This window comes from Paenibacillus sp. NAIST15-1 (genome assembly GCF_001894745.1).
In the GTDB taxonomy this organism is placed as follows: domain Bacteria; phylum Bacillota; class Bacilli; order Paenibacillales; family Paenibacillaceae; genus Paenibacillus_B; species Paenibacillus_B suaedae.
In genome coordinates this window covers 291,774-306,452 of sequence record NZ_BBYF01000001.1, presented here as the reverse complement: position 1 = coordinate 306,452, position 14,679 = coordinate 291,774, and the positions used below count along the sequence as shown (strand labels likewise).

Here is a 14,679-nt window from a genome sequence, read left to right as displayed (position 1 = left end):
TAAATATCATCCTAATATTGGGTCTGACCTGATATAATAAAATTTATATATTAAATCATTAAGGATAGGGCGAGGAGTAAACGAGTGAAACAGAAGCAAAATCATTATGCGACCGGTATCGCAGCCGCCGGGTTGTCCTATATTATTTGGGGCTTCCTTCCGATCTATTGGAAGCTGCTCGGCTCTGTGCCAGCAGCAGAGGTATTGGCTCATCGGATTATTTGGTCATTAGTATTCATGATTGTCCTGTTGGCATTGCTGGGGAAGTGGAAGTCCACTATGGCAGAAATCAAGCAGCTGCTCACCCATAAGAAACAAGCTATAAGTATCATTGTGGCTTCCGTTGTAATTAGCATCAACTGGCTCGTTTATATTTTTGCTGTGGAAAGTGCGCATGTAGTGGAAGCAAGCCTTGGATATTATATCAACCCTTTGCTTAATGTCTTTCTCGCGACATTTTTCCTGAAGGAGCGGTTGACGAAGACGGAGTGGTCAGCAGTTGGCATCGCAGCAGCAGGGGTTATATGCCTGACCGTATATTACGGCAGCTTTCCTTGGGCAGCGTTGACGCTCGCGACAACATTCAGTTGTTATGGACTCATTAAGAAGAAGGTATCTGTAGGCCCATGGACAGGGTTAACGGTGGAAACTTTGATCATGACGCCGTTTGCGCTTGTATTTCTTTTCTTCTTCAATCCTAATGGGATCCCGCTGTGGGATAAAGAAGCGTCTATTATCATGCTGCTAATGGGAGCGGGAATTGTAACGGCAATTCCACTGCTATTATTCGCTACAGGTGCGAAGCGAATATCATTTACCCTTGTAGGCTTCCTGCAATATATTGCACCTACGATCATGTTGCTGCTTGGCTTGTTTGTGTTCGGGGAAGAATTTACGACTCCACAGTTTCTTGCATTCGCCCTGATATGGATTGCATTAGCTGTATTTTCGCTCTCTCGAATCGTAAGGAATACCAAAGTGTCCAAGCAAGCTTCCCAAGCTCAGAATCCTTCGGACAGCTCATATACAGCTTCGTAGAGGGAAGAAAGGTGTAGGTTTGTAGAGAAGAGACTTGTCATAAGAGTGACTGTTGGGTTTCGCAGAGCAGAGACACGTCTCAAGTATGAAAATGCAGAAGTGAAGATGAGAGTTCATTTCTGATGATTATTTTATGGGGCTGCATCATTTATGTTGAATAGGGAGTGCCGGTGTATTCCGTGCACTCCCTTGGTATATAAATCATCTTAGAATTAGGCTTATCCTACTCGTTGTTCTTGCTTTGTCCGATCGGGTGACCAATCCATTGCTCGTAGATTTTCACAAGTGAACATAAATCCTCTTCCCCAAAGCCTGCCGTTTGGCCCATTTGGAACAAACTCTTGGCAACCTCCAGCATAGGTGTCGGAGACTGCATCGTGTCAGTCAGCACGGAAGCGAGCTTCAAGTCCTTCAACATTAACTGCAGGGAGAATTGATTGTCGAAGTTGCCTGCAATAATCTTCTCACCTTTCAGTTCAGCTGCCTTACTGCCTGCACTGCCGTTGCGCACAACCTGAAGGAATGCCTCGGGATTTACGCCTGCCTTGGATACCATTGCAAACCCTTCTGCCAGAGCGGCATTGTTAATGCCGACAATTGTGTTGTGGGCCAGCTTCGTGATGGAGCCGCTGCCATTAGGACCCATATGAACGATCATTCGTCCCATTGCTTCCAACACGGGCATAGCTTGTTGCAGGGCGGTTTCTTCACCGCCGACCATAAAGACAAGTGTTCCATCGACGGCTGCAGGCTTGCTGCCCGTTACAGGAGCATCAAGGAACTGGGCTCCCCGCTCGGCGCAAGCTGCTGCGAGCTGTTGAACCAGAGAAGGAGATATGGTGCTGCAGTCAATTACGATATGACCAGAGCGAACGCCTGCGAGCACCCCGTCTTCTCCGTAATAGATCGCTTCTATGGAGGAATCATCACTAACCATGGTAATTACGACATCGGATTGTGCTGCGGCCTCACGCGGTAGATGTACGGCAGTCGCACCTTGCTCAACTAATGGAACGGTTTTATCTGTGGAACGATTGTATACGGCTACTTCGAATCCTTTGCTAAGCAGATTGGCTGCCATTGGCGCGCCCATCGTGCCTAATCCAAGTACTGCTGCCTTCATTGTCTCTCATCCTCTCGCACTGTGAATGATTCGCATGATTTCGATGATGTTAGTGTACCATATTTGTCAGTGGCGGAGACAAGGAATCAAGCAAACAAAGCAGCAGAGAAAGATGGTGAGAGCGTATTCATATGCAAATTTATGCAATGTTATAAATTTATTTTATCGTGGAATCCGGTTCAATGAAACGCGTTCCCTTGTGTTTCCGTCCAAAATCCAGTATCCTATGACTATATTGATTTTCGTGGGTTAAAGTGGCAAAGTCAACCAATACTCGAGGAGGGTGTACGATGGCAAAAAAAGTGCACTTTGATTACAGCAAGGCGTTGACGTTCGTAAGTCAGCATGAAATTGATTATTTTAAAGAGCCCATTCGCTTAGCGCATGAGCAATTACATAATAAGTCAGGAGCAGGTTCCGATTACCTAGGCTGGATTGATCTACCTTCCGCTTACGATAAAGAAGAATTTGCGCGCATTCAAGCAGCAGCTAAGCGCATTCAATCGAATTCTGAAGTGCTTATTGTTATCGGGATTGGCGGCTCCTATTTGGGCGCTCGTGCAGCGATTGAAATGTTGAGCCATTCCTTCTACAACATGCTTCCGAAGGACAAGCGCAACACGCCCGAGATTTACTTCGCAGGCAACAACATCAGCTCGACTTATATGACGCATCTAATGCAATTGATTGAAGGCAAGGACTTCTCAATCAATGTTATCTCCAAGTCGGGTACAACAACGGAGCCAGCAATCGCATTCCGTATCTTCAAAGACCTGCTCGAGAAGAAGTACGGCAAGGAAGAAGCGAAGAATCGTATCTTCGCTACTACGGATCGTGAGAAGGGCGCACTGAAGACGCTGGCAACGGCAGAAGGCTACGAGACATTCATCATTCCAGATGATGTAGGCGGCCGCTACTCCGTATTGACGCCGGTTGGTCTATTGCCAATCGCAGTCGCTGGCATTGATATTGACGAGATGATGCAGGGTGCTCGTGATGCTTCGGAAGAGTTCAGCAATCCGAACGTCGAAGAGAACCTCAGCTATCAATACGCAGCAGCACGCAATGCGCTGTATCGCAAGGGCAAGACAACAGAAATTCTCGTGAACTACGAGCCATCCCTTCACTATGTGTCGGAATGGTGGAAGCAGTTGTTCGGCGAGAGCGAAGGGAAAGACAACAAAGGGATCTATCCATCCTCCGTTGACTTCTCGACTGACCTTCACTCGATGGGGCAGTTCATTCAAGAAGGAACTCGCAACCTGTTCGAGACGGTTATTCAAGTAGAAGAAGTGAAGCATCACATCACGATTGAAGAAGATGCTGATGATTTGGACGGCTTGAATTTCCTCGCAGGCAAGACAGTCGACTTCGTGAATAAGAAGGCATTCCAAGGCACTTTGCTGGCACATACAGACGGTAATGTACCGAACTTGGTAGTGACGATTCCAGACATGACGCCATATTCGTTCGGATATTTGGTATACTTCTTTGAAAAAGCATGCGGCATCAGCGGCTATCTGCTCGGAGTGAATCCGTTCGATCAGCCTGGTGTGGAAGCATACAAGAAAAATATGTTCGCCTTGCTCGGCAAACCAGGATTCGAAGTCCAAAAAGCGGAATTGGAAGCAAGATTGTCCGAATAAGCGGGCGGCAAGAGTTAACAGCTTAGATAGGCAACAAGCCGTGAAAGCAGTTCTCCAACATGGGGGGCTGCTTTCTTGGCAATCTCGGAAGGTGAATCTTCATGCTAGAACAATATAAGACGTTGCGCCAATTTGGCAGCAAGGAGATCGTCATCAAGAAGTCGCGCTTTATCGGTTATGGCAAGCCAGTTGCCAACGAGGAAGAAGCGATTGCTTTTATAGAAGAAATCAAGAAACAGCACTGGAACGCCACACACAATTGTTCCGCCTACGTCATTGGCGAGCGGGATGAGATTCAGAAGGCATCCGACGACGGAGAGCCAAGCGGCACGGCAGGCAAACCCATTCTGGAAGTGATGAAGAATCAAGGTCTGAAAAATACCGCCATTGTCGTTACACGCTATTTCGGGGGTATTCTGCTTGGGGCAGGCGGCTTGATTCGGGCCTATACAGATGGAGCTGTTGCAGCGATTGAAGCGGCAGATGCGATTGTGAAGGTGCTGCATCAAGAGGTTTTTGTAGAAATCGATTATACTTGGCTTGGCAAGCTTGAGAATGAATTGCGAAATAGAGAGACGAGGATGGGAGAAACGCAATTTACCGACAGAGTGACATTGACGTGTTTGCCCGTTGTGTCGGAAACAGAGCGGTTTATGGCGTGGATTACGGATTTGACGCAAGGTCAAGCCGTTATTCGGAAGGGAGATTCTATTTACTATATCGAAGGGGAATAAGGAGAACAACCTCTATGCCAAGAAAAGCAGTGGATCAAGAGCTATCGCGAGAGCGAATCTTGGAAGTGGCGCGCCACTTGTTTGTCACGAAAGGATACCGCGCTATCTCCATGCGAAGTATCGGCCAACAATTAGGGTATAGCCACGGATCGCTTTATTATCATTTCAAAGACAAAGCGGAACTGTTCTACGCGCTCGTACAGGAAGATTTCAAGCGTTTGGGACGGCTGTTCGAACGTGTTATGGTTCAGGCTCCTTCCGATGGGTTGTCCAAGATGGAGCAGGTGATGCTAGAATTCATCCGCTTCGGTCTCGAGCAGCCGCACCACTATGAAATTATGTTTATGACGCGGGATGAAGAATTGCTCGCGTATGCCCGCTCAGAACAAGGTCGTTGCTTGGAATTGTTCTCGACGATTGTGAGACAGACGCTCGTGAGCAGCATTCATACCGAGCAGGAACGACATAATATCCCACGAAGCATTTTTCTTGCCATGCATGGATTCATCTCCTTTTACATTCAAGATCAAGTCACCTTTGATGAGGTGAAGCCGGCGGCGCTAGCTCACGTTCGCTTCTTATGCCGCAGAACGCTGGAGTCAGCACAGACGGCATAGTCACTTGCATTCTTATTTCAATGATAAATCGATATAAAAAAGCTCTTCTCACGTTTCTGTTCTCCTGCACATATAGTGACGATAGCCCAGCTTCGGGTTATCGGCATGTGTGTGAAAGGCAATTAGACGTAAGGGGGCTTTTTTATGTTAAAGCAATACAGTGACTTGTACTTACATGCACAGGTCATCAGGATAAAACATCTCCATCTTATGGTGTACACTCATGCCAATACTTCGATAGGAGTGTGTCTTCATGATTGAGTATATAGTACAGCCTGGAGATTCCTTGTTCACGATTGCAAATCGGTATGGGGTTCCGGTGTCTTCCCTCATTCAAGCGAATCAATTAACGAATACGGATGTTGTATATGTGGGGCAAGTGCTTCGATTCCCTGTGGGTGGAGGGGGGACATTTCCATTTCCGCCGCCACCGCCTCTCCCGCCACCGCAACCATTTCCTCCTTTTCCAGGAGGGATCAATTTGGAACAGCGTGTTACGATTCTTGAACAACAAGTTCGCCGCCTTCAGCGGGAAGTCGCGCAATTGCAAGGCAGAGAAGTGACGAGCAGTTGAATGGCCTGCTCGATGACAGGGTGTCCAATGTGTTGGGCGCCCTTCCTCTTGCCAATAGACGGTGAAGATGACAATATTGTAAGCTGAATTGTGACCAGATTCAGATGCTCATTCTACAAACTTCATGTAAAGTAGTAGGTATGGGGAATAGAGAGGTAGAATCCAACCATACCGATGGGATGAAGCGGGGTAGATGAAGGATGAAGAAGGCAGCACTGCTGCTGGCGGTCGTGGCGATCAGCTGGCTGTTGGCAGGATGCGGACAAGCCGTTCAGCATACATACGACAAGGTGAATCAAGTCGTAACCGATTATGGCAAAGAGAAATCGATTAATAAAGAGAAGGTCCTTCTTATTGTGAAAGAAGAACTGTACAAGCTGTATGATGTTCAGATCAATGATCAGGAATGGAACCTGATATGTGGGTTTTCAAAATATTTTCCGAACCAAGAGGATACCAAGTCGGATGAAGGACATGTTGCCTTTATTGGCACGATCAATGGAATGGAGCAGCGGCGGGGCGGCATAAGCGGTTTCTATGGGGAAGTGAACCTGAAGACGGGAGAGCTATACAAGCTCGGCATTCTGAGGCCGTCTGCAGAAGGGAATGTACGGGGTGACGATACAGGGGAGCTTCAGGTGAAGGCGCGAGCTTTTATTGTAGACCGATTGCAAGCGAATGAACGAACACTTCGAATCCTTTCGGAGAAGGGCCAGGATCGTGGAGTCTTTCTATTTCAAGATTCAGATAGCGGGATGCGGTATTGGATTCAGATGCATGTCGAACAACAGAAAGTAACCTTATTCAAAAAGTGGAAATACATGTAAGCAAAGTCCGTCTGATGCAGGAAATGCAATCGGCGGATTTTTTTGTGCTTCCATCTGGCGAATCGAAACGGCGGCTCCATCGTCCATATCACATGAAATTGGGTTATCACCTATCATAAGGGTTTCGAATAAGTTGCATAAGGTTCACTTACAGATTGGGCGTTATAAATCAATCTTTGTATTGACGGTGTCATCTATTTTTTGGTAAAGTGGTGAAAACCATTACCAAGTAAAGAAGTTGGAATAATGGACATAAAGAGTTGAGTTTACGTAGATGGAGGGACGAAGGTGAACGCAGTACTGCGCTATCGTGGAGCGTTGTGGGGGTTTCGAACCACGCTGCTTCTATACGTATTTTTGCTGGTTGTGGTACCACTTGGCGGCATATATGCTCAATCGTTCTATGGCGGTTGGAGCACATTTGTAGACAGTCTCATGGAACCTCTTGCATGGCAATCAGTGGCGCTGACGTTCCGTCTGGCGATCATTGCAACGGCGATCAACGTTGTCATCGGAACATTGTCGGCTTGGGTGCTCCACCGCTATCGTTTCGTCGGGCGAACTTGGCTGAATAGCTTGGTAGACTTGCCATTCGCTCTGCCCACCGCGGTAGGCGGGTTGATGATCCTGCTTCTGCTCGGGCCAGGAAGCTTCGTTGGGAGATTGGCAGAATCTATGGGGTGGAGAATCGTTTTCGCAGAGCCCGCTATTGTAGCTGCCATGGTCTTCGTCACTTTTCCCTTCGTCATTCGGGCAGTTCAGCCGCTCTTGGAAGAGGCCGACTTGTCTGAAGAAGAAGCCTCTTATACGCTTGGCGCGTCCCGTATGTACACGTTCACTCGTGTTACGCTGCCGCGTATGAGGCCAGGCATTGTGAGTGGTGCAATGCTTGCCTTCTCCCGGGCAATGGCTGAATTCGGAGCAGTAGTGCTCGTCGCTGGGAACATACCGGGGAAGACGCTCGTTGCATCTGTATACATTTTCGGTGAAATTGAAAGTGACCACCCTCAATCGGCAGCAGTCGTTTCGGTCTTATTGTTGACCTTATCATTCATGGTCTTGTGGGCGATTCATTGGATACAGAACCGGAGGAAATCGTTATGAAGCATACTCCTGATCAACGTCCCAATTCTTCAGAAGAACCGCATCAAGTGTTAGCTGCCTCGCAATCCTCAGCAGCTTTACATGATCCACATTCACACTCACGCTCTAAGCTGCAGTTGCTGCTTATCATTCTGACTTACGCTGTATTTATTACATTACTTATTGCCCCATTATTGCAAATGCTGCTGGGAGCTTTCCAAGGTGGTTGGGGTTCAGCCCTCGCCTCCCTGCTTCGGCCTGAGTCGCTTCATGCACTTGGAGTTACAGCAGCAGTCGTAGGCGTTGTGACGCTGCTTAATGTTGTGTTTGGTGTATGGTTATCGATCGTCCTCGTAAGAGGGGGCTGGTTAAATGGTTTTGTTCGACGATTACTCAATGCGATTATCGATCTCCCTTTTGCGGTATCCCCGATTATAGGCGGATTTATGATTGTACTCTTGTTAGGCCCGCAGACGATTATGGGGACGTTATTTGCGAACATGGGCGTTCAAATCGTATATGCGTTCCCGGGTATGGTGCTTGCCACCTTATTTGTGACATTCCCGCTGCTTATCCGAGAAGTTGTGCCTGTCCTGCAGGAAATTGGGACACAGCAGGAAGAAGCTGCGTCGATGCTTGGCGCTTATGATTGGACTACCTTCTGGAAGGTAACATGGCCATCTATACGATGGGGGGTGCTCTATGGAGTCGTTCTAACCATAGCTCGTTCCCTTGGTGAATTTGGCGCCATTCTTGTCGTATCCGGCAATATTATGAACAAGACGCAGACCGCAACGACACTTGTATACCAAGACGTGGAGAACTTCAACATTACGGCGGCCAGCAGCTTGGCCCTAGTACTTGTATTCAGTTCGATCATCCTGCTGCTCTTCATGGAATGGGCGAAGCGTCACGCAGGACGCAAAGGAGTGCATTGACGATGCATATTGAGGTAAATCAGCTCAACAAATGGTTCGGTTCCTATCATGCAGTGCGTGACGTCAGCTTCTCCATTGAAGCGGGTCAGCTTATCGGCTTGCTCGGACCGAGCGGTGGCGGGAAGACTTCTGTACTGCGCATGCTAGCTGGCCTAGAGCAGCCAGACAGCGGTGAAATTCGATTCCAAGGGAATCGGGTCAATGAAATCCCGCCCCAGCAGCGCGGCATCGGCTTCGTATTCCAGCAATATGCGTTGTTCAAGCATATGACTGTCTATGACAACATTGCCTTTGGGCTGACGATTCAGAAATGGCCCAAGGATCGCATCCGTGAGCGGGTTACAGAGCTGCTCGAGCTAACCGGGTTGTCTGGGATAGAGCGCAGATATCCGCACCAGCTGTCAGGAGGCCAGCGTCAGCGTGTTGCGTTTGCACGTGCATTGGCTCCTGAGCCCCAGCTGCTGCTGTTGGATGAGCCATTCGCTGCTATCGATGCCAAGATTCGGAAGGAGCTGCGCAGCTGGCTGAGGGAACTGATTGAACGGGTTGGCATTACCTCCATCTTCGTTACCCATGATCAGGATGAAGCGATTGAAGTTGCTGATGAGATCATGATTATTAATCAGGGAAGTGTGGAGCAAAAAGGGACACCGTGGGATATTTATCAGTCTCCGAACACTCCATTCGTAGCTGAATTTATTGGAGAATCGACGATTATTTCGGATCTGGACTCCCTTCGGGGATTCGAGACTCTCTCGTCGTCACTTCAGACGGCTATTCCTTCCTCAACTAATCCTATAGAAGCTGTACTTGAGACTCCGTATGTTCGGGAGGCGCTTCAGGAAGGAGCCGAATTCAAGGCATTGATTCGCCCTGAATATATTGAGGTAGGTTTGCCTGGTGAATTGAAAATGGCATCTGCCTGCATACACGGTACCGTGAAGTCACTTCAATTCCGTGGGAGTGAATGGATGGTGGTCATTGAAGTTGGCGACATGATATTGAAAACATATCGTTCATTGGAGAAGCCAATGCTGCAGACGGGGGATTGGGTGCAGGTGCTCGTCCATCGCGTCTATGTGTTTGAGGGGGGTCGGAGTTGGGTAGTGGAAAATGCGTTAAAAGAAGACCCAATGCCGGTTCATATTTGAACACGGATCGTGGTCGAGGGGTGAGGACGTCCATGAGTCGGATTAAGACCAGAGATAGGCTTACGGCAATGATGGCAGTGTTCATACTCTCACTCCTTGTGGTACTGCCGGGCTGCAGCAGTGAGTCAGGCGGTCAAGACGGAAATGGGACGGAGAGAGCCTTAGCCATGAAGCAGATCTCTGCTTCTGACAAGGATACGGTGACCATCGTAATCGGTGCCTACTCAGTTGTGAAGGACGCGCTAGGGCGCATACTCCCACAATTCGCTGCCGACTGGGAGGCGAAGACGGGGAAGAAGGTTGTCTTTCAGGAGTCTTATGAAGCCTCTGGTACTCAGGCTAGAGCGATAGCTGGCGGTATGGAAGCGGATGTAGCCCTTCTCGCCATGGAAGGAGATATAGATAAGCTCGAACGTGCGAAGCTGATTAACTCAGATTGGAAGCAGCAGGATGCTTATCAGGGCATGGTTACTCGTTCTGTTGCTGTCATAGGTACACGGAAAGGCAATCCTCTCGGCATTCGGGATTGGACGGATTTGACTCGCGAAGGGGTAAATGTCTTATACCCGAACCCGAAGACATCAGGTGGTGCACAGTGGGATATTAATGCCATATACGGAGCAGGGTTGAAGATGGCAGCTGAGCAAGGGAATGATGGGCCGCCTTTCGCCAAGCAGCTGCTGATGCGCATCCATCATAACGTACTGTCCATGGATAAGAGTGGCCGAGCATCGATGGCGGCATTTGAGTATGGTGTTGGGGATGCAATTGTGACCTATGAAAATGAGATCCTGTCCCGCAAACGTGAAGGCGTAGCTTATGAGATGGTTCTTCCTAAGCATACGATTCTAATCGAGAATCCAGTTGTTGTTGTGAGGAAATATGCGAGGAAGCACCAAGTTGAGGAAGCTGCGGAAGCGCTCGTCGATTATTTGCGTGAGCCGAAGGCGCAGCGAATGTTCGCGGAAGCAGGCTTCCGTCCTGTGAATGAGCAGGTTGCTAAAGAGACCATCAAGGCCTATCCCGTTCCAGATGGCTTGTTTCATATTGATGATATGGGCGGATGGGATGAGGTTAGGGAGAAATTGTACAGCAATCGGGGAGTTTGGTATCAGGTGTTAGCAGGAATAGAATGAAATAATAAATGAAGCGCAGACTGCCCGATTATTCGAGAGGTCTGCGCTTATGTATGGTTTCGTAGTAAGTAAGAGTCATATGGTTTCTTGCAGAGCAAGTGTAACTAAGCTTCGCGATACAATGGAATGTCCGTTGTCAGTCTGCGAACACCAATCTCAACGAGCTTATACGCATCTTCTAGACTGCGAACGGTCCAGACGCCAAGTCCTACACCGGCTGCTTGCGTCTCAGCGACGAGCTGCGGATACTCCAAAACTGTCGACAACTGAATTAGAAGTGTGGCGTTGCCAAGCTCGGCTACTGCCTTCAAATCGACAAGCTCGCTTGACAGGAGCGCAAGCTCAATCTCGTTGTTTAGGCTGCGTAATATATGCAGATTGTCTGGGTAAAAAGAGATAAACATCGTGCGTTCTGTCATATCATATTGATTCAACAGATGAAGGATGGCGCGAAGTTCCTCTTCTGTATTATGTTCTTTCAATTCCAGCTGAAGGCCAACTTTTCCCCCGCATAATTCAAGCACTTCTTCCAGCAGTGGAACACCGCATCCAGCGAACTCTGGGCTGAACTTCTTGCCGGCATCTACCTGCTGAAGCTCAGCAACCGTCTTCTCTCGGATTCGTCCTGTGCCCGTTGTTGTTCGATCCAGTGTATCGTCGTGGATGACGACGGGAATGCCGTCTTTCGAATGATGTACGTCGATTTCTAACGTATCGGCGCCCATTTGGATGGAACGGCGGAATGCCGCCATCGTATTCTCGGGATGCACCGCTGCATAGCCACGGTGAGCGACAATTTCAACATCATTGAACAGTGCGTTGGAACTCATGATAATCCTCCTCATTATAACGAACATGATAGCGAATGTGATGATAACTGCGTTATCATGTATCATAGGATCCGTATGTAAGTATGTGTGCATGCGGAATTGACTCCGATTATACTTGATACATGATGGAAGAACAATGGAGATTTTATAACGGTTACGTGTTGTTCTTGTAAATATATACGCAGCTGAAGGAGAAAAATGGACATGAATTATGAGGAAAAGAGTTGGTCAATTTCTTTTTGGGGGACAGGAGACTCCATGGGGGTTCCACGAGTATATTGCGACTGTGAGGTGTGCAGAGAGGCGCGTGAGGAAGGACAGAACCGCCGTTATCGTTCCTCTGTTGTGATTGAACGAGCTGACGAACGGCTTCTCATCGACTGCGGGCCGGATTGGACAGGCCAGATGGAACGTGCAGGCTTGTTCTGGATAGATGATATCCTCATCACCCATGCGCATCAGGATCATATCGCAGGGCTCCCCGCATATGCGGATGCATGCCGCTGGGTGGATCGACAAGGGCATGTTATTGCTCCCGCAGAGGTGAATCAATTGATTCGAACGATGTATCCATGGCTTGAGCGGTTCATCCAATTCGAAGATATCGAGCAGACATGGCAGTGGCGGGACTGGTCCATTCAACCGATCCGGGTCAATCATGGCAAGAATGGCTATTCCTACGCGTATCGCTTTGATCGGCTTCAAGCCGTCTCGGGAACGGAGGAACCGTATTCGGAAGCGAGGAGGCAGGAATTAGAAGGGAATGAAGACTCCGCGAATGCGGAATCCACTGCGTTGAATAGCTGGTTGTATGCATCGGATGCAATTGGACTGGGCGCTGAGGAACGCCAATTTTTCCACGATCTTGATCTTCTTATATTGGGAACGAATTTTTATCATGAACAGGCAGCCTATGAGACCCGTTCCGTATACGACATGGTCGAGGCTGTGGAATTGCTTCAGGATATCTGTCCGAAGCGGGCCATATTTACGCATATGTCCCATGACATTGATTTTCGTACAAGCTATGAGCTGCCATCAAATGTGGCACTTGCGCGGACAGGGATGCGAGTGGAAGGGTAACCGAGGTTACCCTTTTTTTGCTAGAGAGGTACGACGCTTATCTGCTGTTCTTCAAATATTCGCTTAGCTGTAAATATGGCATTGAGGACGCGGGGGAATCCGGTGTATGGAACACAATGAATCATCGCTTCAATAATTTCGTTAGGAGCTAGACCGACATGTAGTGCTGCTCGAATATGGACATGTAACTGCGGTTCGCATCCGCCTTGAGTAGTGAGAGACGCAAGTGTGACGAGCTGACGCTGCTTCAAATCCAGTCCTTCACGAGAATAAATGTCTCCAAAAGCAAATTCAATAATATATTGACCAAGCTCAGGGGCAATCCCGCTCAAGGATTCAATCACATGCTCGCCTGCCTCGCCATCTACTTCCTTCAACCTGTCCCAGCCTCGTTGATAACGCTCAGTTGCCACTTTTTCTTCATTATCCACATTCATCATCGGGAAGTCCTCCTTTAAGATAGATAATCCAATCGTATTGGAATGCACTGCATGAATGACATGCTACACATTAGAGTGCGCTCTATAGCAAGCCTTTTTTTCGGTGTTGGGTGGCGTGATATAATGTTCCATTATGAAAACCTATTTTACGATCCAACAAATTGCAGATAAGACAGGACTGTCCGTACATACGTTGCGCTACTACGAAAAGATTGAGTTGCTGACAGAAGTGCAGCGTGATGCAAATGGCTACCGGCAATATACGGAATCGGACATAGCGTGGATTCATTTCCTGCTCCGATTGCGTGCGACAGGCATGCCAATCAGGGAGATGCAGCAGTTTTCTCATTTGCGAAGCAGAGGGGATTCCACGATACGTGCACGACGTGCGTTATTGGAGGAACATCAAGAGCAGGTTATGGCACAAGTTAAGGAGTTGCATGAGCATCTACTGAAGATTGAATCCAAAATTGAGCACTATAAACGACTAGAGGAGAACCCAGTGGAGTAATACCTGTGCGGTTGATTAAAAAAGAACCGCTTTCCCAGACGGTTTTGTCTGGTCGAAAGCGGTGCTTCGTTTAGGTGTGATTAGTTCGCGCTGTCACGATTCAGGATGAACTTCTCTATGACATGACGTACTCCTTCATCATTGTTGCTCTCTGTTACATAATCTGCAATCGTCTTAAGTGAATCAACGGCATTGCCCATCGCAACACCGAGTCCAGCCGTCTCGATCAGATCATGGTCATTCCATGAATCTCCGATACCGATCGTCTCTTCCAAGCTGCAGCCGAAGTGTTCCGCCAAATGGCGCAATGCGCTTCCCTTCGTGCCCTCATAATGGGTAACCTCTAAGAAATGAGGCTTTGACTTCGTAATATGAACCTCTGATCCAAGCAGTTCCTTCAGTTCTTCCGCAACACGATCCAGTCGATCCGGTTCGTCGATCATGAGCATCTTCGTGGAAGGGGAAGCGAGCAGACGATCAAAGTCAGGTTCTATGAAATAAGGAATGCGGCTCAAGTTCGCGTAGTCAATCAGCTTTTGATTTTCTTCGCGAGCGTACAGCTTGTCATCAATGTACAACTGCAGATGGATATTGTGCTCGTCACAGTAGCGAAGCAGCTTAAGCGCAGCATTGTGCGGCACTGCACGCTCGTAGAGTACTTCACCGTCCATTACGTTCTTCACCAGAGAGCCTTGATACGTAATGAGAGGCACATTTAGACCTGTCTGCAAGGCAATGTTATGAGCAGAAGCATACATGCGTCCTGTTGCAAGTGTAACGGTAACGCCTTGTTGAACGGCGAGCTCCAATGCACGCTTCGTGCCGGGAGTTACCTGCTTGTCATCATTAATCAACGTGTCGTCTACATCAATTGCGATAAGTTTATACATGGGTTATGAGTTTCTCTCCTATCTATGCAGCACATATTCATGTACTGGTAATAGGGGC

At 48.2% G+C, this 14,679-nt stretch carries 16 protein-coding genes; 12 read left to right on the top strand and 4 right to left on the bottom strand.

Annotated features, from left to right (window positions below):
• The first annotated feature begins 84 nt into the window (after window positions 1-84).
• A complete protein-coding gene (gene rarD / locus PBN151_RS01400; RefSeq protein ID WP_072727359.1) occupies window positions 85-1,038 on the top strand; it encodes an EamA family transporter RarD in 954 nt (317 codons plus the stop codon).
• Window positions 1,039-1,261: 223 nt separating this feature from the next.
• Here the strand turns inward: rarD and PBN151_RS01395 are convergent, their stop codons facing one another.
• Window positions 1,262-2,161 (bottom strand): NAD(P)-dependent oxidoreductase, encoded by a 900-nt coding sequence (locus tag PBN151_RS01395; protein ID WP_072727358.1) that lies wholly within the window; start codon window positions 2,159-2,161, stop codon window positions 1,262-1,264.
• Between the two features lie 290 nt (window positions 2,162-2,451).
• Between PBN151_RS01395 and PBN151_RS01390 the strand changes: the two genes are divergently transcribed.
• The 9 genes from PBN151_RS01390 (at window position 2,452) to PBN151_RS01350 (ending at window position 10,867) form a co-directional block, all read left to right on the top strand.
• Complete coding sequence (locus PBN151_RS01390; RefSeq protein WP_021256372.1) at window positions 2,452-3,807, top strand: glucose-6-phosphate isomerase; 1,356 nt, start codon at window positions 2,452-2,454, stop codon at window positions 3,805-3,807.
• A gap of 101 nt (window positions 3,808-3,908) precedes the next feature.
• On the top strand, window positions 3,909-4,541 hold the full coding sequence (locus tag PBN151_RS01385) for a YigZ family protein (RefSeq protein ID WP_072727357.1): 633 nt from the start codon (window positions 3,909-3,911) through the stop codon (window positions 4,539-4,541).
• A gap of 14 nt (window positions 4,542-4,555) precedes the next feature.
• Window positions 4,556-5,158 (top strand): TetR/AcrR family transcriptional regulator, encoded by a 603-nt coding sequence (locus tag PBN151_RS01380; protein ID WP_021256370.1) that lies wholly within the window; start codon window positions 4,556-4,558, stop codon window positions 5,156-5,158.
• Between the two features lie 253 nt (window positions 5,159-5,411).
• The gene (locus PBN151_RS01375) at window positions 5,412-5,732 is read left to right on the top strand and encodes a LysM peptidoglycan-binding domain-containing protein (protein WP_083544774.1); all 321 of its coding nucleotides are present in this window, start codon (window positions 5,412-5,414) and stop codon (window positions 5,730-5,732) included.
• Between the two features lie 200 nt (window positions 5,733-5,932).
• The gene (locus PBN151_RS01370) at window positions 5,933-6,559 is read left to right on the top strand and encodes a hypothetical protein (RefSeq protein ID WP_072727356.1); all 627 of its coding nucleotides are present in this window, start codon (window positions 5,933-5,935) and stop codon (window positions 6,557-6,559) included.
• Between the two features lie 288 nt (window positions 6,560-6,847).
• Window positions 6,848-7,663: a sulfate ABC transporter permease subunit CysT gene (cysT, locus tag PBN151_RS01365; RefSeq protein WP_072727355.1), complete on the top strand. Its 816-nt coding sequence runs from the start codon at window positions 6,848-6,850 to the stop codon at window positions 7,661-7,663.
• A 110-nt stretch (window positions 7,664-7,773) separates the two neighbouring features.
• Window positions 7,774-8,580 carry a sulfate ABC transporter permease subunit gene (locus PBN151_RS01360; RefSeq protein ID WP_072727728.1) on the top strand — a complete coding sequence of 269 codons (807 nt, stop codon included), beginning with the start codon at window positions 7,774-7,776 and terminating at the stop codon, window positions 8,578-8,580.
• Between the two features lie 2 nt (window positions 8,581-8,582).
• Window positions 8,583-9,731, top strand: coding sequence for a sulfate/molybdate ABC transporter ATP-binding protein (locus tag PBN151_RS01355; RefSeq protein ID WP_072727354.1), 1,149 nt, complete (start codon window positions 8,583-8,585; stop codon window positions 9,729-9,731).
• 32 nt (window positions 9,732-9,763) lie between these two features.
• On the top strand, window positions 9,764-10,867 hold the full coding sequence (locus PBN151_RS01350) for a sulfate ABC transporter substrate-binding protein (protein ID WP_072727353.1): 1,104 nt from the start codon (window positions 9,764-9,766) through the stop codon (window positions 10,865-10,867).
• A 104-nt stretch (window positions 10,868-10,971) separates the two neighbouring features.
• Here PBN151_RS01350 and PBN151_RS01345 read toward each other — a convergent pair whose 3' ends face one another.
• The gene (locus tag PBN151_RS01345) at window positions 10,972-11,697 is read right to left on the bottom strand and encodes a glycerophosphodiester phosphodiesterase (protein ID WP_072727352.1); all 726 of its coding nucleotides are present in this window, start codon (window positions 11,695-11,697) and stop codon (window positions 10,972-10,974) included.
• 204 nt (window positions 11,698-11,901) lie between these two features.
• Between PBN151_RS01345 and PBN151_RS01340 the strand changes: the two genes are divergently transcribed.
• The gene (locus PBN151_RS01340; protein ID WP_072727351.1) at window positions 11,902-12,780 is read left to right on the top strand and encodes an MBL fold metallo-hydrolase; all 879 of its coding nucleotides are present in this window, start codon (window positions 11,902-11,904) and stop codon (window positions 12,778-12,780) included.
• A 20-nt stretch (window positions 12,781-12,800) separates the two neighbouring features.
• Here PBN151_RS01340 and PBN151_RS01335 read toward each other — a convergent pair whose 3' ends face one another.
• Window positions 12,801-13,220: a carboxymuconolactone decarboxylase family protein gene (locus PBN151_RS01335; protein WP_227774273.1), complete on the bottom strand. Its 420-nt coding sequence runs from the start codon at window positions 13,218-13,220 to the stop codon at window positions 12,801-12,803.
• Between the two features lie 133 nt (window positions 13,221-13,353).
• On the opposite strand from PBN151_RS01335, the gene PBN151_RS01330 reads away from it, so the two are divergent.
• Window positions 13,354-13,731, top strand: a complete 378-nt coding sequence (locus PBN151_RS01330; RefSeq protein ID WP_072727350.1) for a MerR family transcriptional regulator — start codon at window positions 13,354-13,356, stop codon at window positions 13,729-13,731.
• 80 nt (window positions 13,732-13,811) lie between these two features.
• Here the strand turns inward: PBN151_RS01330 and PBN151_RS01325 are convergent, their stop codons facing one another.
• On the bottom strand, window positions 13,812-14,621 hold the full coding sequence (locus PBN151_RS01325; RefSeq protein ID WP_072727349.1) for a Cof-type HAD-IIB family hydrolase: 810 nt from the start codon (window positions 14,619-14,621) through the stop codon (window positions 13,812-13,814).
• Window positions 14,622-14,679: the final 58 nt, after the last annotated feature.

Bases quoted from the DNA above. Each gene is read 5' to 3' on its own strand.
- PBN151_RS01340 (WP_072727351.1), top strand. From the start codon at position 11,902: ATGAATTATGAGGAAAAGAGTTGGTCAATTTCTTTTTGGGGGACAGGA.
- PBN151_RS01350 (WP_072727353.1), top strand. From the start codon at position 9,764: ATGAGTCGGATTAAGACCAGAGATAGGCTTACGGCAATGATGGCAGTG.
- PBN151_RS01355 (WP_072727354.1), top strand. From the start codon at position 8,583: ATGCATATTGAGGTAAATCAGCTCAACAAATGGTTCGGTTCCTATCAT.
- PBN151_RS01385 (WP_072727357.1), top strand. From the start codon at position 3,909: ATGCTAGAACAATATAAGACGTTGCGCCAATTTGGCAGCAAGGAGATC.
- PBN151_RS01345 (WP_072727352.1), bottom strand. From the start codon at position 11,697: ATGAGTTCCAACGCACTGTTCAATGATGTTGAAATTGTCGCTCACCGT.
- PBN151_RS01370 (WP_072727356.1), top strand. From the start codon at position 5,933: ATGAAGAAGGCAGCACTGCTGCTGGCGGTCGTGGCGATCAGCTGGCTG.
- PBN151_RS01380 (WP_021256370.1), top strand. From the start codon at position 4,556: ATGCCAAGAAAAGCAGTGGATCAAGAGCTATCGCGAGAGCGAATCTTG.
- PBN151_RS01375 (WP_083544774.1), top strand. From the start codon at position 5,412: ATGATTGAGTATATAGTACAGCCTGGAGATTCCTTGTTCACGATTGCA.
- PBN151_RS01325 (WP_072727349.1), bottom strand. From the start codon at position 14,621: ATGTATAAACTTATCGCAATTGATGTAGACGACACGTTGATTAATGAT.
- PBN151_RS01390 (WP_021256372.1), top strand. From the start codon at position 2,452: ATGGCAAAAAAAGTGCACTTTGATTACAGCAAGGCGTTGACGTTCGTA.
- PBN151_RS01395 (WP_072727358.1), bottom strand. From the start codon at position 2,161: ATGAAGGCAGCAGTACTTGGATTAGGCACGATGGGCGCGCCAATGGCA.
- PBN151_RS01335 (WP_227774273.1), bottom strand. From the start codon at position 13,220: ATGATGAATGTGGATAATGAAGAAAAAGTGGCAACTGAGCGTTATCAA.
- PBN151_RS01330 (WP_072727350.1), top strand. From the start codon at position 13,354: ATGAAAACCTATTTTACGATCCAACAAATTGCAGATAAGACAGGACTG.